The following is a 20027-nucleotide window of genomic DNA, read 5'->3' on the forward strand; positions in this document are numbered from 1 at the left end:
CTTTTATTTAAATATTAGTTTTAATCTATTTCCCTTCATTTATAGATTAATAATTTAATAAAGTTAAAGAATCATTACTTTACACTTTTCTCAACCCAGTATGAGTAAATAAATATATTTAAATTTTATATACACCATAAAGGACAGTAAATTGGGGGAATCAAGCATAGTTCGATAGGCCCAAATGTAAAAAATTTAATATATCAGACTCTCAATTAAATAAGTTTTCAAGTAAATATCGGAAAAGATCCTTATTGAATGTGTTGAAATTAATTTTCTTAGTTGGATTACTTTCTTTTAAACTTGGGGGAAATAATAGAAAATAATAGAATTTTATGATTTATAAAAAAATAAGTTGATCAAAATAGGTATAAAGAACCATAAAGGGATATGGTATCTTAGTTATAAATTAATATAAATAAAAATACAGATACTGGAATGGTGTAAAAATCTATCCAAGTTATAAGAGTACCCTCAGCCCTCCCACTATGACCCAACCTCATAAAAAAAAGTCAACCCCATTTTTAAGGCCGACTTCCTTTCAACTAAATCTGATTTGGTAAATATAGATTAGGAGATAGAAGGAAAAGAAACTTCAATTTGCTGTTTCCTTTGTTATTATGGTTATTGAAGAACCGTTACTTTTGCTGGCGTTGTTGATACTTTAAAACCGTCTTTTGACACTACATCTGCAGAAATAAAGTAATTTCCATTTGGCAATTCCGGTTTAGGTACCCATTTTCTATGAACTTCTTTCTCATTTTTGTATTCAAACGTATCGACTATATTTCCATTTTCATCTTTAACATAGAACGTCCAGTCTACTCTGTTTTGAGCAAAATAATCAATCTCTGTCGGGGTTTTTTGGCTTAAATTTTTAGTCGGATATACACCGGAATTGGAAAGTACCATCCATTCACTCATATATTTTGGACTTTGATCTCCCCAAACGGTATACGAATGATTAAATGCGTAATCCGCTCCGACAACAACGATACTTTTCGGTTCGTAGTTTAAGACTAATTTTGTGGCATTACCAGGTGTGTAATAATTACCGTTTACCCAAACCATTGAAGCCGCATATCCACTTCCGTTTTCGTTATCTGTACCTTTCCACGTAATCTCATATTTCCCGTTAATTGGAGTTATAATAATGTCTGTCACTTTAGGAAGGGTGGAATCCACTTTAACAGGCATTTTCACTTCTTGTGGTTTTGCTGATGGGTAATCTAATGTCGTTCTAATCACATATTGATAATTTCCATCTGGTACAAATTGTCCGGACTCATCTGTCATATCCCAATAATAGTTCTCAGGGTAATAAGTATCTCCAAACGACATAATATTTTTTCTGAATTTCCACGGTTTACCTGTAAACTCACTGTAGTCTCCTAAATATTTAATGATATTTCCTGATTGATCTTTAATAAACATTTCTGTTTTGTTTAAATTACGTAAAGCTGTAAAAGAAGAATAGATACCATTTAAATGGAAGTTTGGCGAGATGGCAATTTTGTTAAGATCAAATTTGCCAGTTTGGGAATCGTATCCTTTTGGATAACGTTCTGATGTACCATCCCAAAGTGCTGTATAGCCCAAAAAGGCGTCTTTCTCCCATGCCGGAGGATCGATATTTTGCGGTTCATCCCATTTTCCATAGAAGCCCATATAAGGAACCGATAATGGTACAGCTTTATCTTGGTCTTTGTCTGCTGGAACGAGACGGACAAATCCTTCCACGAAACTATTTTTCTTTAAAGTATCTGGTAAAGTTATATTAACCGTGAGCATTTTTGTTTGACCCGGTTTGATTTTAACTAATGCCCCTGTTTTGTCTGTTACGATGTTATCATTTACAGTTACAGTTGCACCCTTAATTCGTTCACTCGTTAATGTTAAATACTCTTTTGAATCCAATTGCCCATCATTATCTAAATCAAATTGCTTCGTTTCCGTTTTATCTTTTAAAAGCTCAACATAAATATTGTATTCAATATCATCAATATTATTTTTACCTTTTGGTGTGTCGAAGGCTTCCATGCTTAATTTAAAGCTAATATTTTGACCAATTTCCTTTAAAGCAACCGCCCCGGCTTTTTCCAAAGGAGTATTTCTACTTTGAACAATGACAGGAGTATTTGTGGCATTTTGAACTTTCATTAAGCCAGACCCTTGTATGCGTGGTGAATATGGAACTTCACCATTTGTTCTTGGATCCATAACAACATCTGCTGTATTCATTAATGCCAGTTTTGCTTTTAAAACTGTATCTTCTGAATGTGATAATCCTTTTTGATATAATGCCTGCAATAAAAGTGCTGAACCGGCTGCGACATGTGGAGTTGCCATCGAAGTACCATTCATCACTTCATAATCATCACCAGGGACAGTTGAATAAATATTGCCGCCAGGAGCAGAAATCTCTGGTTTAAAATCTAAAGTTGTTGGGGAGCCGTAGGATGAAAAATATGACATTTTGTCTTTGTTTTCGTTATCAATCCAAGTATCCCCTGCCAATTTCATTTTAACAGTTTGACCACTTTTTAGTTTTTCAATTAGCGCTTGCCCTGGAGCCTTTCCTGTTGTAGCAGTTGGTATGGAATTTTCACTCAATTTTAGATAGGGATAATCAGACCCCATATTATCAGGTGGTATGATGATAACCGCCTTTGCTCCATATCTTGCTGCGTTAAATTGAAAAGTGGAATAAGAATAATATTGATTGGCTAATTTTATTACGGCAATGTAGCCAGTTTTATTGGCAGGAAAATCAGCTTTGGTCCGTCCTTCGTTTACATACACCATTTCATACTCTTCATTTTGTTTTAAAAATCTTGAAAGTTTAAAGTTATATTTTGCAGGAAACATTGTTTGATCTTGGAATGGAAGCTTTAAACCATTTGTTTCAGCTAATGTATTTAAATGCATTTTTGTATTTTCATAGGATGCAACGGATAAAGCATAGGGACTTACACCAGGAGCACCAACTGTCCCAATATCAGGATTTTCTGCATATGGCTCTGAAGCAGAGCTAAGAAATAAACTATTTTTAGTACTATAAGCGGAATTACCGGCTGCAACAACAACAAGAGTTCCATGTTCAGTCGCTACTCGAATGGCTTTTTGAACCGGATCATCTTCTTCACTAACATAGCCTGCATCCACACCCAAACTCATGTTGATGACATCTGCCTCCATAGTAACAGCATGCTCCATTCCTGCAATAATATCATCCTCGTAAGCTCCTCCGCCGCCATTATCTGAGAATACCTTTTCAGCTAATAGCTGGACACCTGGTGCAATACCAGCAACACCGCCAGCTGCTTCGTCCCCATCTGCTCCAATTGTACCAGCTACGTGCGTTCCATGGGGGCTGCCATTAACACCAGGGATGACATTTGTATCATTGTCTGCCCAATCATAGCCTGTAGGAACTTTATCTGAATACCAATTTTCATTTACATCTGTTTCAGCAAATTTTTGATTGATTCTATCTTGAGTCCATTTTTCTTTCGCTTTGGCTTCATCTGATAGTTTCATATCTTTATGCATATAATCAATTCCGGAATCTACGACAGCAACCAGTAATCCTTCACCTTTAAAGCCATATTGCTCCCAAACTTTTTGAGCTTGTACTAATTCTTTGCTGGCTGCCATCGTTTCATGGAATGTCCTGGCAATATGTACTTTCTGGACGCCAGGAGTGGATTGGATCTCATTTAAGTTTTGATACTCTGTTTCTACACTAAATCCGTTAAAGCTTTCAAAAAAGCGTTGTTTTACTTTAGGGGGAGAATCAGATTTTGACTTATTTTTCTTTGAGATCTCCGCAATTACTTTATCTTGTTTTTCCTTAAATAAAGCCTTTTTGTTTTTGTGGGAAAAGTCATTATCTGTCGCTGGTTCAACTTCCACGATCAAACGAACCGTATCAGTCGGTTTATAGGTTTTATTTACACCTTCTTTTTTATCTCCTTTATATAGCAAATCTTTTTTTTCTATTTGTAAATTTCCATTTTGCACCAATAATTGATTTGTTTCTTCTGTAATTGCCTGATGCGGGGCTGATAAATCATTTTCGTCTGCTAAAGCTGTATAGGATGAAAAGATCAATGAGGTTAAAGCGGCTGTGGTCATTACTTTAAATGCTTTTATTTTTCCACTTTTCATGGGCGCCTCTCCTTTTAGAATGTTTTAAATCTGCAATTCTGTTTATCCTTTTAAATCACTAGATTAAGAGAATAGTAATTAACTATAAATAGCGATATTAAATAAAATAACACCACCCATCATCCCTGATATTTTAGAACCAACTTTTTGCAGCAAGAGTAAATAAAATCAAACAAAATTGTACAATCATGGTAAAACACAGTAAATTGGGGGATTCCCATTTGATTCAAAAGTCTTAGCTTTTGTCGAATTATACTTAAAAATATCAAATATAGGATAGTTTACGAGGAGTTTTTGGTTTTATAGGGAGAAAAATTCGAATATTTGTCGAAATAAATAATTTTTGTAGAGTCGTTCATTTGAAATAAATGGGGGAATATAAGGAATTTCATTTAATTTCATAAACACTAGCAAAGTTTTAAGAACGAAAATGAGCAAAAAGACCTACTATTAGAAAAATATCAAATTCATCCAATTTTTCCGAAGTATTTAGATAATTCGCAGAATTCCCCCAAATTCTATTTACGTAAAAACTTAAATATAAAAACAATTTAATAAAATTCCAATAATTTTTAAGCGTTAAAATCGCCCTTTTTTTCATTTTTTTAGTATCAAAATCCCCCAATTTACTGGACGTTTAGTCCAAAGTAGAATAAAACAAACAAAGAAATGCCAAATTAGCACCGTTAGGCATAACTCAAAAGGACAATACTCTTTGGGGCTACATTAATCGAAAAGACTTACCGAATTTTTCATTCCCGATTGAAGATAACAGGGACACAAAAATCGGGATTGAAAAGTCAGATATTGAAAATGGGCCAGCAACGGCGATAATGTATTATCCCAAGTTCCTATAAGTGAGGAGAAATTTGCTAAGGAAGTACAAAGGGTCAATCAGGAATTTCCTTCAGCCTATTCATTGTTGGATTCTACAATATCTATGAATTCCAAAACGTGAAAGTGAATCCAGAGTTCCAAAAATATGCTCTAGAGCGAGGGTTGAATGTAACAGTAGATCAACCAGTTGTAAAGCCGCACCCAGAGTTAGGATTTAGCAAAAATACAGTTAACGTTGGAGCTCAAATTAGCGGAGATGGATTCCAAGGATTTAGTGGCGACACACCATTCCTTGATGTAACCTTCAAGCTAGTAAACGATTATTTTGATATTATATGGGATGCAATGGACGGAGATCTAAATACGAAAACATTTAGTTACATGCAGTATGGGGAATCTACGCCGAAAAAAATAACTTCTTTCACCCAAATCTACAGCTATAAAGTTATTATGACGCATTCCTTTATAACTTCGTATGCACGCATTGAAGCATTCAACGGCAATTGGGCTAAAGATTTATCGACAGTTGGAGCAAAAGCCTATGCGCAAGATTCTAACGGTGTGAAATACCCGGGTACAATTGAAAAAGATGGTACAGTCAAAGTGAACGATATTCCGTTATCAAAAGATCCTTACAATATTGTTGTAGAAGCACCTGGACATTTAAAGAGTATTCAAAAAGTGACTCTAGGTACAAAAACAACTTGGGGCGAAGATGTCGGAGAAATCCGTTATATAGCGGGTTCTCAGCCTGTAGCTGCTGCCGGTGATGTCAATGGCGATGGCGTGATTGATGTCCTGGACGTCAAGAAATTAGCCAATAAGATTGGCATGCAGGATCAAGACGAGTTCAAAGTGTAAGATTTGAATCAAGACGGCATCATCAATGAGACGGATATGAAGTTCCTCGTTAAGAACCTATATAAATCGAACCCAGATGCGACCGTCAAGCCGAAAGAAGCAGTTGCAGATAAATATAGCACAGATTACTTCAATGAATTAGGAATCGCTTCTACGATTAACACGTTGAAGAATACAGCAGAATCGAAAAATACGGTTTCACTTAGCTGGATCGCGGCTGTCAATGCAACTGAAGTGAAAATTGAGCAATCGAACGATAATGGCGTTACATGGAGCACTTCGACAACGGAGCAACCAGTTACAGTAAGCTCAAATAATGCGGTAGTGACAGGATTATCAGAAAATAACTCCTACCAGTTTAGAGTGAAAGTAGTTGGCGGTTTAAACGCGGGTATTTCTAACGTTGTTAAGGTAATAACAGAAGATGCTTTAGCTAGTAAAAAGAAATAACAACAAACATTTCGTAGTAACACCGACGGCCTAAAAAGTAAGGCTTTTGCGGAAAAAAATAGCAGCACAAACCCATCTAAGGGTTTTGCTGCTATTTTTATTGTGTTTCATATTTTTAAATCACATTGTTGTAAAGAAATAGATAGTGCATACCTAGTTTAGAGTTTTTATAAATTGATACGTTTTTGGAGCTTTGATTCGCAGGAGCTCTTTAGTTTCTTTATTTAAATAATACATCGCGAAGCTTTCGGCAAAGTATTCTTCCGGGTATAAGAAATAGTTGTTTCCAGGAAATATTAGATTGTGTTCCTTTTCCCAAACTTCATGAAATTGGCTGGAGCTGCTGATTTCATTGTAAACATACCTATCGATGGAATGAGCCATTTCATGGAGCTCGAGGTTAACGGATCCGTGTCCTTTCCCTTTTTCACTGGAGCCGATTTTTACAAGGACAACCTTGGAGCCGCCGATTCCCGGAACATCATCCCATGTAACGTTGTTTTGATAGCCTCGTGGTGTTTGCCCAGCCAAATTGCTTGCTGTTGGGTTGTCGGTTAGTTTCCCTGTGAACAGCTTAAGATTAATGCCATGGATATTGATTTTATCTAAAATAGTAACTGGAAGCGAACCAATTCTTGTTATGATCGCGGCAGCTTCTTTTTGGTCAAATGGCTGTTTCGGAAGTATGATAATTTTATTTAATTGATCTAGTGATTTATTTGTAGTAAGAGGTTGATAGAGGATAGAATTTCTCGGATAATCCACAAGTCTAACCCCGTCAATTGCCGCCTGGGATGTGGTATTTATGGATAGGAACAAGCACATCATCATGATTGCAATTACCCATTTACGCATGCATATTCCCCCAATTTGTCTATTATTGTTATTAGTAGAATTATAACATGGTAAATAGTTTGCTAGATTCGGAATTTCATAGGTAAAAATGGGGATTATTGCTATTATAAGTTTTTATTAGGATAGTTCATTTACCTTAACAGCATAAATTTGGCTCTCTCGGTAAATGAAAGTCCGTTTCGTTTACCAGAACAGCAAAAATTTAGCTCGCCAAGGCAATGAAATGGCATTTCATTTACCATAACCGAAAAAATCTATCTCCCTCGGGCAATGAAAGTCCGTTTCATTTACCGTAACAGCAAAAAATTAGCTCCCGCCATTCATCATCTACAAAAAAGAAAAAGCTGCCAATTCGGCAGCATACCATATCAAAAAAATTAAACCTCTAAGCCAAAGTTGCGGCACAACGCAGCTAATCCGCCGGAGAAGCCGCTGCCGACTGCGTTGAATTTCCATTCGCCATTATGGCGGTATAGCTCGCAAATGACGACTGCCGTTTCTACGGAGAAATCCTCGCCGAGGTCGAAACGGAGGATTTCACGATTGGTTTCTTCGTCGACTACCCGGGCAAAGGCATTGCTAACCTGCCCGAAGTTCTGGTTTCTTGCCTCGGCGTCATGAATTGTGACCGTAATCGCAATCCTGCTTACATGCGTTGGGACCTTGCTAAAGTCAATTTTGATTTGCTCGTCGTCGCCATCACCTGCACCGGTGCGGTTATCACCGGTATGTTCAACAGAACCGGAAGGATGAACCAAGTTATTGTAAAAAATAAAATCTAAATCCTGTGTCACCCTGCTGTTTGCATCCGTTAAAAATGCCGATGCATCCAGATCGAAATCATGGCCGCCATGATAACGGTTTGTATCCCAGCCAAGACCGATAATGACCTTCGTTAACCCCGGATTCGTTTTCGTTAAATCAATTCTTTGTCCTTTGGATAAGTTGATGCCCAAAAGTATCACCTCATTATGAATATGATCGAACTACTTCGCTTAGGCTGGCTGCATTTGTGCCGCTGCCGATTGCCGCAAACTTCCATTCATTGTTGTTGCGGTAAATTTCGCCGGTAACAAGACACGTCAGACCACTATAATTATCTGTTAAATTATATTTGATTAACTCTTGATTGTTGGTTGGATTTACAACTCTGATAAACGCATTGCGAATCATGCCAAAATGTTGCTTTCTTTTTACGCAGTCATAAATATTGACAACGAAAACCAGCTTTTGAATATGAGAAGGTACTCTGCTTAAGTCGATCATAATTTGCTCGTCATCGCCATCGCCAGCTCCCGTCAAGTTGTCGCCGGAATGCTGAACGCTGCCGTCACTGCTTTTTAAATTGCCAAAATAAATCACGTCTTTATTATTTTGCAATTTGTCATTGGCACCAAGCATGATGACAGAAGCATCACAGTCCACGTTTGCCGAACTTCCGCCTCCTCCAAATAAAGAGCCTAACAAACCGCCGCCGCCAGAGCTTTGCACAGGGTCCCATCCCAAACCTACCATGATTTTAGTTAGCCCTGGATTCCCTTTTGTTAAATCGACACGTTGACCTTTTTGTAAATTAATTGCCATATCAATCACCTCATAAAATTATTGTTGTTTCATTTTCTTGAAATTATCTTGAAGCTGCTCTAACCGCTTTGTTCCCTCTAAACGCATGCGTTTGTTTTCTTCTTCAATCGCCTTTGTTTCCTGCATGCCCTTGATGATGATATTCCAGGATTCTTCAATCGTTTCAATTTTGATGCTCGGACCGCCGGCAAGCCTTGCGATATCTGTGCTTTGCTGCGAAATGTTTTGCGCGTTTTTCAGGAGCATTTCATTGGTGCGGCGGTCAAGCTCACTCATTGAATCAGCTACAAGCTTTTGCCTTTTTGCTGCCACGGCCTGAATTAAACCATTTTTAAAAATTGGAATCGTTGTCACAAAGGCTGAATTGATTTTTCCAATCAGCTTCGTATTACCTCTTTGTAATAAGCGGATTTGCGGAGCAGTTTGCAACGCTACCATTTTGGCCATTTCTAGATCATAAATACGCTGTTCTAATAGCTCAATGGCATTTCTGAGGGAATCGAGCTGCATTGAGGCCAGCTGATCTCCTGCGGCTGCACGGGCTTCAAGCTGTGGCAGCTGGTTATTTTTCAGGTCCTCCACCTTGATTTCGCCAGCCACTACATATTTTTCCAGCGCTAAGTAAAATTGATAGTTTTGTTCATACATTTGCTCAAGCATATTGGTTGATTCAACCATTTCTTGACGGTATTTTGAAATTTCTACATAGACCTTATCAATTTCTGAACCCATGGTTTGATATTTGCCAAAAATCTTTTCAATCATCTTTTCGCCTTTTTTAAACAGTTTGCCAAAAAGACCGGGAGAGGATTTTTGAAAGTCCTTTGGATCAAAACGGTCCATGATGCGTCCTAACTGTTTGAGCAATTCCCCGGAATCCTCTACTTTTGTTGTCCGCATATTAGCGAGGATTTGATCAGAAAAGCGTGAGACTTGCACGGCTGGTTCTTTCCCGAACTCTAAAACTTGAATCTGGTCGCGTTCATCAATGGTACGGGCCAAATTTTGTATTTCGGGCTCTTTGCGAAGAGCCAGCTTTATATCCGATACTTTTGTTTCTGTAAGTACATCTTCATTGCCTGCCGGTGTTAAGCCGCTTGAAGGATTTGGCGTTAGATTCACTCATTAATCTCCCCTTAAATTTTTTAAGATTCCTTGAAACAGACCTTTTTTAAAAAGAGAAGGCTCTTTATATTCCAAATCAAATACCATGTCTTCGAGCCAGTGTTTATCAAATAAACGGTCATCGAGATAATTTTCGATATCATTGTGCCCGGTGGGATTATACAAAACGATATCTATACCAAATTGATTAAGTAAAAGTAATAAGGCTGCATCAGCCCTTGAAAGCATACCAGTTAATTCATTGTTGAAAATAATTAATTTTGGAACATGTTGGGAATAGTCAAACTTCTCCAATAACTGAATCACGTTCTTAGGGAGAAACATTGCCTGTGTAAACAGGAAAATTTTAACATCTTCCATGGTTTCCATTGGCAATGGCTTTAAGTCCGGTTCATGACAAATTTCGCGGATTGCATTTGCCATTCCTTTCTGCAGTCCCGTTGGTAAAAAAGAATATGGCCAGTAATGGGATTGCATCATCTTATCCGGATTTATTAAGCCATTCCTCCCCATTGCGTTTCGATAATGATAACGAAAATCGCTATTGCTGGATCTAGCAATAGGCAGCTGGCGAATGAGGAGACTATGGTCGAATTGGCTAAGTGATTGCAACCGATCCCAATATTCTTTTCGATTTTTACTAACACCAAGTACTTTGGCGAAAACGGACGGGATTTTGACATGTCCATTTTCGACAGAAAAATCTGGGCGAATCATCGCCAGTTCCTTACTAAGGATAAATAATTCATCATAGGTCGTTTTCAGAGTAATGGATGACGGAGTATACTCCCTTAACTGCCAAGGCTTGTAAAGACCCGACCCCTCTTGATTAAGAATGGTTTCAATCTCTTTTGAAGCCCGGTATGCCACTGTCGTTTTCCGGCTCCGTTTTTCTTTGGGAAACGGTTCTGCCGGCTGCTGGTTTGGATAGTGATGGGTAAATACGGGTTCCTGAATCATACCACCCAATACATCTTTACCCTCAGGATGAAAAATGACAATGTCACATCCAAGCTTTGCTAAATAAAATAAAAAATATTGATGACTCTTTTTAAAATCGCCGTACCACAAAAACTTCGGCATTTCTTTTTCGGGATTGGCTTTTTCGAGAACGGGCTGCAAATGATTGACCGACCACTTGACCACATCTACAAGAACCCGCCTTAGCTCGTGATTTTTCATTCCGTCTTTCTCTATGCTTGCGTATAATTCCAGCAGTGCTATCATGGCTTCTCTCAGCTTTCGATGGATAGCAGGGACCTTTGATTTTAGCAAAAGCTGGTCGCCATCCAAAAAAGCGGTAAATCGATTAATCGATAGCTTCTGTTCCTGATGAATATTCAACACTTTTTGAATCGCTTGAAAGTGGGCATTGTTGATGGATTTATCAAGTGAGTCTTCACTTAACAACTGTAATCCCCATTCGTTCGTATTCACATATTCAAAAAGCTGGTTATAGTATTCATCTGTATCAATGGGTACGCCAAAGAATTTCCCCAGGACCTGACCAATTTGAATCGTTCCATTTTCTAATGAATATTCCGGCCGTTCCGGTAACATTTTTTTTAACAATCCGTGCCAATTTTCAAATGAAAGGGCCCCAATTGGTCGGACGATTAACTGATTATATGATGGGTGCATTCATGATCCCTTCCTCTGAAAGCGAAAGATTTTTCACTTAGCAAATTATGTAAGGCTACTATTTCATCATATCACAGTTATAAAAATGGTTCATTTCTTTATACGAAAGTGTTTGAAAAATGTTTCATATTTAGAGCAATTTCCACCTTTTTCACCTTTTTCCTTGTCCCTACATATTATTGGAGTACTCAAACATAAGTAGGTGACATGAATGCGTTTTTTATATAAGCGGCCCAAGATGGAACTAATCGACGAGGAAATGAATGATGTTCTCGAAGTGATGAGTGCAAGCGCTTTTATTTATCTGGATTTACTTGTGTTCAGTTTAATCTTTACACTACTGCTTGTTCCTGTTCTCCATTCGATTGGACTGTCCATCTTATTTTTTATTGCCTCCTATAGTCTTTTTTCTTCTCTCTATTATTTTGTTTTCACTCGGATATTAAAGTAAAACAGCGCTTAAAAAAATGTTGGAGAATTTCTTCCCCTGCCAATGCCCCTGTGTTTTCGGTTAACGTAAGTCCGGTTTTCTTGGACACGCAGGCCAATTCACCATGGTTGGGGACAAATCGATATTGGCAGATATTTAAAAAGTCCAAATCTAATAGCGAGTCACCAGCGCCGGCAATCGCCTTCATTCCTTCCCGCTGACAAATATATTCAAGGGCGGCGCCTTTACGAACGGCCATCGGCATAAAGTAAAGCTTCTTCCCTTGTAAGGAAATTCTCCAGCCATACTTTGCGGCCAATTCATTTAATTCACCTTTGACAAAGGAATCGGGGAAACCATTTAATATGTAATAGAAAAATAGATTTTCCACTTGCTTTAATTGCCCATCGAAATGGTACCCTTCACGCTCGACAATCGATAACAATTCTTCCGGAGAAGCCGAATCCATTGCTAATGTTTGAAAAATATGATTTGACCATTCCTCTAATAGTTCCCCTTGATATAAAATATTGGCACCATTTGTGGTAATCGCATATTTTAGCGGGATATCCTCGGTAAAAACCGTAAATCGATTAAATTGTTCTGTCGTTCTTGTGGTCACTGGGATAAATAAACTATGACAGGAAAGCTCTTTTAATGTAAAAAAAGAGGATTCCGTCATATAGGCAACCCACCTGCCATCTTTTTTTTCGACAGGTTTAAGACGAGTCCCTTCGGGAATCCCAAGCTCATCAAGCGCTCTTTTTGAATAAACAAGTGTCCGGTCAAGATCAGAGGCAAAAATCATCAGTTTTTCTCCTTCACTGATTTGATTAGACCGCAGCACAAATAGTTCAAGTCAGGGTATTCGACTACTTCAACACCCTTTTCTTTTGCCAGCATAAGAATGTGCTGGACGAAAGGGCTGGTTGAATCACGCATCAATATTTTCCATGGCACCCTTCTAAGCAATACCCTGGTCGTTTCCCCAACACCTGGTTTAATATAATGGGTGCTTTCAATCGCAAATTCAGCCTGGATTTTCTTAACATCCTTCATCCCTAAGAAACCTGGATCAATATTTTCATGTCTTTTTTTCAATGAGAGTTCATGCGCTTCTGCAGAAATACTTGTAAATTCTTCATCTATTAACCTAATAAATTCATTTGATACATCCTCCGCTTGAAGCTCCTTGTAAAACTTCGCACCATGAAAATCTTCCGGTCCAATGTATTGATCATTTAAAACAGTTCGGCTTACAAGTCCCGATACCGTTGAGTTTAAACAAGCGCTTGGAATTAAAAAGTCCTCTCTTGTTCCAAAAAGCTTGGTGCAATAACCTGGGTCTGCCATAACCGCAAGCGTGTCATCAAGGGCAACTCCAAACTTTTGCTCAAAAGCCTGACAAGCATTGGTAAGTTCGATTGAAATCGCGCCTTTTCCGGTCCAGCCATCCACAAATTGAATGATTCCATTCGGATGCTCGTTAAGGATATATAGAATGGCATTTTCATCAATTCCGCGGTCACGGATTATCGAAATACTATAATGCTTGAGTGACACATTGTATCGCCTTTTTAGATACCGCTTGATGAGGATTCCGACTGGTGTTCCGGCACGGGCCAGGGAAACGAGAACCGTTCTTTCTCCCTTTAATTGATAGATTTGCTCCGCCACAATGCCAATGCACAACGCTGCTTTCCGCTTATACTTATGGAGGGTTTTCCAAAATAAATCAACATACTCTTTTGGCGGCTGGTACTCGATTGGCAGCGATTCGCTATAATGACCGCCTGATTGCATTCGAACTTCCCGGTTTTTGGTCGAATCCTCAAGCTTAATGTCACTTAAATCCTTTAATAAGAAAAGAACATCATCTGCAGGATAACTTCCAATAATCGCTGGCTTTTTGATTGTTTTTTGCATATTATTCACCTCTTGCATTAGAAAAAAAGACGAGCTTCACAGACTCTATTTGTAATGTTGCTATTACATCCAGGAAAGGTTGAAAATTTTTTAATTCTACCTCTCTTTCAAAAAATAAAAATAATTCATCATATAATCCTGGCGGGATGTTATAGACAAAATGAGTGACATCCCAATCTTCAGGATTAGGAAATGTTAGGCCGAATCTTGCTCCATATCCTTCTTTATCTTCAATATAAATAGGGCTTCTGGTGGTGGATTGATAGAATACGCCCTTCCCCATAGCTGCTGCTAATTTCATTGGCAGATACATGAATTCTCCCGTTCCAAGACAAAGCGTGTTTTGACCTGACCTTTTATCCTTTAAGAACTTGGCTGCCTCGCCCATTTTTTGTTGATCCGTAAGATGTTCGACACTGTTTAACCCGAAACGCCCCGTATCATAGATATATGAAATGTTGTTTCGATCATGAAAAGGGCTTGATGTAAAATATTGGGCTAATTGTACCTTCTCAATTGACATTTCGATTTGATTGGCCTGATTTAATTCATGGGATTGTTCTTCCAACTCCCTCAACTGCTGGACCTTTACGGATCCTGATAAAAGACTAACCACCCTGATCTTAATTCCAAGCTCATTCTCAAGCCGAAAAAATTCTGCTTTGTTCTCGTCTGACCGCCAATCTAAAATTGACACAACTGTATATTCCTTACGTGGAAATTGTTCGTGAATCGAACGAATAATATTGATGGCCGTCTTTCCGGTCGTCATTTCATCATCAACAAGAATGATTTCCCTGTTATTTTGAAGGAGCTCCGGCGCAACATAACAGCGATGTGAAGTAGCATGTGAGTGCTCTTCCTCGAAGGTAATCCCAGGTGTTTGATTTACTAGTTCTTCTCTCGTCGTATGAAAATAATCGGCATTCTGAAAGCAAGCAAAAAAAGCGTGCCCGAGGGCGGTGGCCGTTTCCGCAAACCCAATCACAACCGGATTAATATTTGGCGGAATAAAGGGATGGTCCATGAACTCTCCTCCCTGTTGAAAGGAGAATAGAAGTCGCTCCTTCTCCCGGCATTCCATACCTTTTATTGATTCTAAAAATCTGGCTGCAAGAAGGGCTGCTGTAGTCAGCCCCTTGTTGGCATCAATAGGCAAATGTTTGCCAAGCACTTTGCTTACAAACAAAAACGAGCGTTTTTTATTAATCCTTGCTGCCATCGTGAAAAGATCGTCAATAGGTAATTGATATGGATTTTCTGTGACTTCAATGTCCGTATTAATCGCGTCAAGAACCTGGAACGTATACTTCTTTTTTGATAAGGTCAATGTTGGTGAATTCTTCATGTAACACCCCGTAAAGCTGTGATTTTAATAGGATTTTCTTGGCCCAATAATAATGAGGTTTTATCTCGTTCATTTTATTAGCAAACTCGCTTTTCATGACCCCAATTTCGCCTGTGGCCGCCTTTACAATATTACTCGCATCAATATACTCCTCGTAGGAAACTACATTTAACGCCTGGACAATCTTGATATGGGAGGGATGAATAATGGTTTTTCCCGTTAAACCGTTGGCGATATCCATAATGGTCTCCCTAATCAGACCATCTAAATGATTGTCGATTAATTTAGCTCTCCATTTAAGCCCTTCATCCCCATAGCGTTCACGAAATGGGGTTTGTCTGAGCTGGGGCTTCAGCATTCTATTTTTAGCCGAAAAATATTCCCAAACAGGACCAGAAATAACATAAGGATTGTCGAATCTCTGAAAAACATTGATAATATCAGTTATGCAATCTCTTAATACCGCAATATCGTAAACTGTCGTATCAGCATTTCGGCGGATCCCATATAATCCACAAAAATCAGTCGCACCAATGCGAATATTTAGAACAATTTCCTTATAGCGGTCGACCTGCTGTTTTATCGATAATAATTCTTCCATCCTTGTTTCTTTTTGAATAACCTTTGCTGTTTCAAGAATCGGCATTGCATAAAATGGATGCTGCTCAGTATGAAGCTTACGTACCTCACTTAATAAGTCTTCTCCATTCTCAGCGTTAAATTTCGGGAGTACAGCACCTGTTAGAAGACGAATGGCATCGCCCAGCTGTTCCGCTAATCGTTTGAGCTGCTCAAGATCACGAATCCTTACAAACATAAGGGGCAAATCTTCAAAGTTTAAAAACCCTTTATTCAACTCTCCGAATAAATGTAACAGCTCCCGGATCAGCAGTTTTTCAGCCCGTTGAACTTCCTTGTCCCCTACCGCATCCTCAAGGTCAATCACAAGTGAAGTTAAACCGTCGTGCTTTTTTGAGAGAATTTCCTGATGAATATTCGGCCGTGTTGCAGGCATATAGAGGGTGGCACCCAAACCATAGGATAACAGCTCACGCTCTGAATATTTACTAAAACTTTGCGGCTTTTGATAAAAATACTGTTCCATTTCATTTTCATAAAAATATGTAAAAAATCTCATTTTTAAATACCTCTCTTTAAAGGTAAAAAATAAGGGAGACGGACTCTCGTCTGCTCCCTAATATTAAAACAACTATGTTATGAATTTCGTTCTTTGCTGCCTTCTTTATTCTTATTCATGAAGTGTACAATAAATGTCGCTCCAAATGTTAACAGTAAGATGATAAAGAAGTAAAGTGACTCAATATGAATATCAAAGACACCGAGGAACATTTTAACGGAAATAATCAGAATTAAGATATAAGCGGATGTTTCTAGCTCAGGTACTTTATCAATTAAGGTTAAGAATACACCGGCCACACCTCGCATCATTAACACACCCAGCATACCGCCAACTAATAATACCCACACTTCGTTACTCACTCCAAATGCGGCAAGGACGCTGTCTACGGAGAAGGCAATATCCATTAATTCAACGGAGGCTACTGTTCCCCAGAAGGTACCAAACATGCGAATCAATAACCCTTTTTGGTTAATTCCTTCAGCCTCCTCTTCACCTTCGTCTTCTCCACCCTTTTGTTTATCAATAAAATACTTAATCGATAACCATGCAAGGTATCCGGCGCCAAGAACCTTCACCCACCATAGCTCTATGAGGTAAACCCCGATTCCAATCGCAATAAAACGGAAAACATAAGCCCCAATTAAACCATAAAATAATGCCTTTTTCCGCTTTTCAGGCGGCAAATGCTTGACCATGACGGCTAAAACAAGGGCGTTATCCGCTGATAGTAACCCTTCCAATATAATAAGTGTACCAATAAGTCCCCAACTGACTGGATCGGTTAAAACCCTTCCCCACATATCTAAATCAAAAAATTGAGCATATGTGTCAATAATTCCCTGCAAAACTGACATTAAAAGAATTCCTCCCAGATAGTAAACAAATTTTTGTAAAAAGACCCAGCCGAGCGCCGGGTCTCTTATTTTTTAAATTTAGCCAACCTGTAAGCCAAAGTCTGTTGCAAGTGCTGCTAATCCGCCTTGGTAGCCGCTGCCAATGGCACTGAATTTCCATTCACCATTGTGGCGGTATAATTCACCTACAACGATAGCTGTTTCAATAGAGAAATCTTCCCCTAAATCATAACGGATAAGTTCTTCCCCTGTAGCCTCATTAAAAATGCGGGCATAGGAATTTGAAACCTGACCGAAGTTTTGGTTGCGGCTGGCCGCATCATGAATGGTAATCGTAAAAGCGATGCGCTGAACGTTTGCCGGAATAGCCGTTAAATTGATGGTAACTTGCTCATCATCCCCATCACCTGCACCTGTGCGGTTATCTCCTGTATGTACAACTGCACCATTTGCACCTTGAGGGTTGTTGTAGAAAACAAAGTCGGTTTCATTCGTCACTTTTCCATTTTCCCCGAGCAAGAATACTGAAGAGTCTAAGTCAAAATCATTTCCGCCGTCGTATTTATTCGTGTCCCATCCAAGTCCAACTACAACATTTGTAAGTCCTGGATTTGTTTTTGTTAAATCAACTTTCTGTCCTTTTGATAAACTTACTGCCATTTTTCATTCCTCCATTTTAAGTAATAGTCTATTTACGAGTCTGTCTTAAAAAAGTTTCATTTATAATATAAATTTTTTTTTTTCTTTTTAGCAAATGTACTCGAGTTAACTCATCCATTTTGGCGGAGTATTTTTATCCCAATAAATGGATCCCAGTTCAAAATGATTTTGAAACTCATCATGGTGGGTATGATAATGAAAATTAAACCAGTAGCCTGCCTGCGGCGGATTATCTCTTCGAACATGGAATCGTAGAATATCTTTTCCATCAATGGCATTTTTTATATTAAATATTTTTTCCGAATGTCCCGTTCCCGGATGTTCAGTGATTGTGAGATTTTTTAAATCCTCTTCAGGATAATGGTCAGCTGTTTGATGCAAGGCGATTTCAATATTAGGTAAAATGATTTCACGAAATTCATCTTCGATAACTGGTTTAATTTTGCTGCCAAACTTTTGGTATGATTGCAATTCTGCCTGCTTCAATAAATTTTGCATAAACTTTTCTCTATCAAACTCTGATTCTTCTAAGTAGGCGGTTGTTTGCGAGAAACTGTTGGCTGGGGCCGGTGTCTCGAAGACATCCCGCTCGCTCAAATTGTCTGCATTTACGGCATTCATCAGCTGTGTTGGCGTGACGAGACCGAAAGTTAAAACAGATACCGTGACAAAAAGTGATTTACGGAGCCATTTCTTCATATTCCTTCACCTAATTCTATTGAGAATTTTGTTGATTTAAAATGTGCCTATGCAAACTATTATACTTCCATTTTCACAAAAATGGAAAAGAACAGATTGTTAATAATAGAAAAACTGAGACCGGCTTTTGTCTCAGTTTTATTTTTCAATATAACCAAAATGAAATTTGGCATTTTGTCTTCGAAACACTTGAAAGCCATATTTTTCGAAGTGGCTGCTTCTAAAATGGTCTTTAAGGACGACGCGAAATTTGGCCACCCGTAAAGCTTCTTCCATCGTTTCTTCATCTAAATCATTATAAATCGCAAAATGGGTTAGCGGTTTAATTCCAACTGACCCAATAATACTTTCTTCAAACATAGGATCAAAATATACACAATCCACAGAGGCATCTTTTAAGCCCTTTAAATAGTCAAGTGAAGCTGATTGAATAACATTGATTCTTTCCATTGCTTCATTCATTTGAGGAATCCCAGTATCCCAGGTTTTAAGGCCCTCTTTTACAATATAGGCCAAGAATTTTTCCCCCTCAATTCCCGTAACAGAACCTTCTTTGCCTACAAGAAAACTCGCGACGATCGAATCGGAGGCTAGTCCAAGTGTACAATCCAGAACGGTCATACCCGGTGATAGCTTTGCAGCATCCGCAAATGGATCATGTTCTCCGCGCATTAGTCGTTTGATCCGAAACATTGCTGAGTTAGGATGAAAGAAAAAAGGTTCTTGTTCTCCTTTTTGAAATAATTCCAAGCGTTCTTTTCCAACCACCAGGCAATCGCTGTCACATTTTTCTTGTAAAAGCTGAACGGATTTTTTCTTTCTTGGTAGATAGGGTACATCGAGTGTCGCGGCAATGTCCATTGCTTTTTCATTTAATTGTTGTGTTGTTCTTCCTGAAGTAGTAACAAACATTTCTTACCTCGTATTGTTTAATTTTATAAAAAAAGGATGTCAATCGACATCCTCATTAGCAGTTTGCTTCAAAAGCAGACTTTAAATTTTCCATAATGACTTCGAGCGGCATGCCTTCGATATCATGACGCGGGATGAAGTGAACGACCTTTTTGTCCTTTAGCAGAGCCATTGATGGCGAGGAAGGCTCGATCCCTTCGAAATATTCACGCATTTTTGCAGTTGCATCCTTATCCTGTCCGGCAAAGACCGTAACTAAATGATCCGGCTTTTTTTCACTATTTAATACAGCCTGAGTTGCTGCCGGGCGTGCTAAGCCTGCCGCACATCCACAAACAGAATTGACAACTACTAGTGAAGTACCTTTAACATTTTCCATAAAATTTTCTACTTCTTCTGCTGTAGAAAGCTCCTGAAAACCTGCCTGTGTTAACTCTTGACGCATCGGTAAAACCATTTGTCTCATATATTCTTCATATGCCATTGACATAATAATCCCTCCATTAATAAGCTTTCCAGTGTTAGAATACTATA

The 20027-nt window shown here is 38.5% G+C and carries 18 protein-coding genes; 3 read left to right on the top strand and 15 right to left on the bottom strand.

Annotated elements, in window-relative coordinates:
* Positions 1-624: 624 nt before the first annotated feature.
* Positions 625-4170 (bottom strand): S8 family serine peptidase, encoded by a 3546-nt coding sequence (locus LC455_RS19880; protein WP_223593323.1) that lies wholly within the window; start codon positions 4168-4170, stop codon positions 625-627.
* Between the two features lie 954 nt (positions 4171-5124).
* Here LC455_RS19880 and LC455_RS19885 point away from each other — a divergent pair.
* Together LC455_RS19885 and LC455_RS19890 are read left to right on the top strand one after the other, a co-directional pair.
* On the top strand, positions 5125-5868 hold the full coding sequence (locus LC455_RS19885; RefSeq protein ID WP_223593325.1) for a hypothetical protein: 744 nt from the start codon (positions 5125-5127) through the stop codon (positions 5866-5868).
* Positions 5869-5871: 3 nt separating this feature from the next.
* A complete protein-coding gene (locus LC455_RS19890) occupies positions 5872-6318 on the top strand; it encodes a fibronectin type III domain-containing protein (protein ID WP_223593327.1) in 447 nt (148 codons plus the stop codon).
* A gap of 153 nt (positions 6319-6471) precedes the next feature.
* Here the strand turns inward: LC455_RS19890 and LC455_RS19895 are convergent, their stop codons facing one another.
* The 5 genes from LC455_RS19895 to LC455_RS19915 form a co-directional block, all read right to left on the bottom strand.
* Entirely contained in the window at positions 6472-7173 is a 702-nt protein-coding gene (locus LC455_RS19895) for an anthrax toxin lethal factor-related metalloendopeptidase (RefSeq protein WP_223593328.1), read from the bottom strand.
* Positions 7174-7550: 377 nt separating this feature from the next.
* Positions 7551-8129 carry a TerD family protein gene (locus tag LC455_RS19900; protein WP_223593329.1) on the bottom strand — a complete coding sequence of 193 codons (579 nt, stop codon included), beginning with the start codon at positions 8127-8129 and terminating at the stop codon, positions 7551-7553.
* A gap of 13 nt (positions 8130-8142) precedes the next feature.
* On the bottom strand, positions 8143-8757 hold the full coding sequence (locus LC455_RS19905; RefSeq protein WP_223593330.1) for a TerD family protein: 615 nt from the start codon (positions 8755-8757) through the stop codon (positions 8143-8145).
* A gap of 18 nt (positions 8758-8775) precedes the next feature.
* The gene (locus LC455_RS19910; protein WP_223593331.1) at positions 8776-9879 is read right to left on the bottom strand and encodes a toxic anion resistance protein; all 1104 of its coding nucleotides are present in this window, start codon (positions 9877-9879) and stop codon (positions 8776-8778) included.
* A gap of 3 nt (positions 9880-9882) precedes the next feature.
* Entirely contained in the window at positions 9883-11523 is a 1641-nt protein-coding gene (locus LC455_RS19915; RefSeq protein ID WP_223593332.1) for a YceG family protein, read from the bottom strand.
* Positions 11524-11734: 211 nt separating this feature from the next.
* On the opposite strand from LC455_RS19915, the gene LC455_RS19920 reads away from it, so the two are divergent.
* Complete coding sequence (locus tag LC455_RS19920) at positions 11735-11974, top strand: hypothetical protein (RefSeq protein WP_223593333.1); 240 nt, start codon at positions 11735-11737, stop codon at positions 11972-11974.
* Here LC455_RS19920 and LC455_RS19925 read toward each other — a convergent pair.
* The 9 genes from LC455_RS19925 to LC455_RS19965 all read right to left on the bottom strand — a co-directional run bounded on the left by LC455_RS19925 (position 11955) and on the right by LC455_RS19965 (position 19983).
* A complete protein-coding gene (locus LC455_RS19925) occupies positions 11955-12761 on the bottom strand; it encodes a hypothetical protein (RefSeq protein WP_223593334.1) in 807 nt (268 codons plus the stop codon). The genes LC455_RS19920 and LC455_RS19925 overlap by 20 nt on opposite strands.
* Positions 12761-13879, bottom strand: a complete 1119-nt coding sequence (locus LC455_RS19930) for a cysteine protease StiP family protein (RefSeq protein ID WP_223593335.1) — start codon at positions 13877-13879, stop codon at positions 12761-12763. The genes LC455_RS19925 and LC455_RS19930 overlap by 1 nt, the downstream gene beginning before the upstream one ends.
* A 1-nt stretch (position 13880) precedes the next feature.
* On the bottom strand, positions 13881-15227 hold the full coding sequence (locus LC455_RS19935; RefSeq protein WP_223593337.1) for a phosphoribosyltransferase domain-containing protein: 1347 nt from the start codon (positions 15225-15227) through the stop codon (positions 13881-13883).
* Positions 15169-16365, bottom strand: a complete 1197-nt coding sequence (locus LC455_RS19940) for an HpcH/HpaI aldolase/citrate lyase family protein (protein WP_223593339.1) — start codon at positions 16363-16365, stop codon at positions 15169-15171. The genes LC455_RS19935 and LC455_RS19940 overlap by 59 nt, the downstream gene beginning before the upstream one ends.
* A 77-nt stretch (positions 16366-16442) precedes the next feature.
* A complete protein-coding gene (locus tag LC455_RS19945) occupies positions 16443-17222 on the bottom strand; it encodes a TerC family protein (protein ID WP_223593341.1) in 780 nt (259 codons plus the stop codon).
* Between the two features lie 78 nt (positions 17223-17300).
* Positions 17301-17882 carry a TerD family protein gene (locus LC455_RS19950; RefSeq protein ID WP_223593342.1) on the bottom strand — a complete coding sequence of 194 codons (582 nt, stop codon included), beginning with the start codon at positions 17880-17882 and terminating at the stop codon, positions 17301-17303.
* Between the two features lie 105 nt (positions 17883-17987).
* Positions 17988-18581, bottom strand: coding sequence for a YpjP family protein (locus LC455_RS19955; RefSeq protein ID WP_223593344.1), 594 nt, complete (start codon positions 18579-18581; stop codon positions 17988-17990).
* A gap of 138 nt (positions 18582-18719) precedes the next feature.
* Positions 18720-19493, bottom strand: a complete 774-nt coding sequence (locus tag LC455_RS19960) for a class I SAM-dependent methyltransferase (protein WP_223593346.1) — start codon at positions 19491-19493, stop codon at positions 18720-18722.
* A gap of 55 nt (positions 19494-19548) precedes the next feature.
* Positions 19549-19983, bottom strand: coding sequence for a BrxA/BrxB family bacilliredoxin (locus LC455_RS19965; protein ID WP_223593348.1), 435 nt, complete (start codon positions 19981-19983; stop codon positions 19549-19551).
* Positions 19984-20027 lie beyond the last annotated feature (44 nt).

The organism is Neobacillus bataviensis (assembly GCF_019969725.1).

Coding starts and splice junctions, on each gene's coding strand:
- LC455_RS19880 (WP_223593323.1), bottom strand. CDS start 4,170: ATGAAAAGTGGAAAAATAAAAGCATTTAAAGTAATGACCACAGCCGCT.
- LC455_RS19895 (WP_223593328.1), bottom strand. CDS start 7,173: ATGCGTAAATGGGTAATTGCAATCATGATGATGTGCTTGTTCCTATCC.
- LC455_RS19905 (WP_223593330.1), bottom strand. CDS start 8,757: ATGGCAATTAATTTACAAAAAGGTCAACGTGTCGATTTAACAAAAGGG.
- LC455_RS19915 (WP_223593332.1), bottom strand. CDS start 11,523: ATGCACCCATCATATAATCAGTTAATCGTCCGACCAATTGGGGCCCTT.
- LC455_RS19920 (WP_223593333.1), top strand. CDS start 11,735: ATGCGTTTTTTATATAAGCGGCCCAAGATGGAACTAATCGACGAGGAA.
- LC455_RS19925 (WP_223593334.1), bottom strand. CDS start 12,761: ATGATTTTTGCCTCTGATCTTGACCGGACACTTGTTTATTCAAAAAGA.
- LC455_RS19930 (WP_223593335.1), bottom strand. CDS start 13,879: ATGCAAAAAACAATCAAAAAGCCAGCGATTATTGGAAGTTATCCTGCA.
- LC455_RS19935 (WP_223593337.1), bottom strand. CDS start 15,227: ATGAAGAATTCACCAACATTGACCTTATCAAAAAAGAAGTATACGTTC.
- LC455_RS19940 (WP_223593339.1), bottom strand. CDS start 16,365: ATGAGATTTTTTACATATTTTTATGAAAATGAAATGGAACAGTATTTT.
- LC455_RS19945 (WP_223593341.1), bottom strand. CDS start 17,222: ATGTCAGTTTTGCAGGGAATTATTGACACATATGCTCAATTTTTTGAT.
- LC455_RS19950 (WP_223593342.1), bottom strand. CDS start 17,882: ATGGCAGTAAGTTTATCAAAAGGACAGAAAGTTGATTTAACAAAAACA.
- LC455_RS19955 (WP_223593344.1), bottom strand. CDS start 18,581: ATGAAGAAATGGCTCCGTAAATCACTTTTTGTCACGGTATCTGTTTTA.
- LC455_RS19960 (WP_223593346.1), bottom strand. CDS start 19,493: ATGTTTGTTACTACTTCAGGAAGAACAACACAACAATTAAATGAAAAA.
- LC455_RS19965 (WP_223593348.1), bottom strand. CDS start 19,983: ATGTCAATGGCATATGAAGAATATATGAGACAAATGGTTTTACCGATG.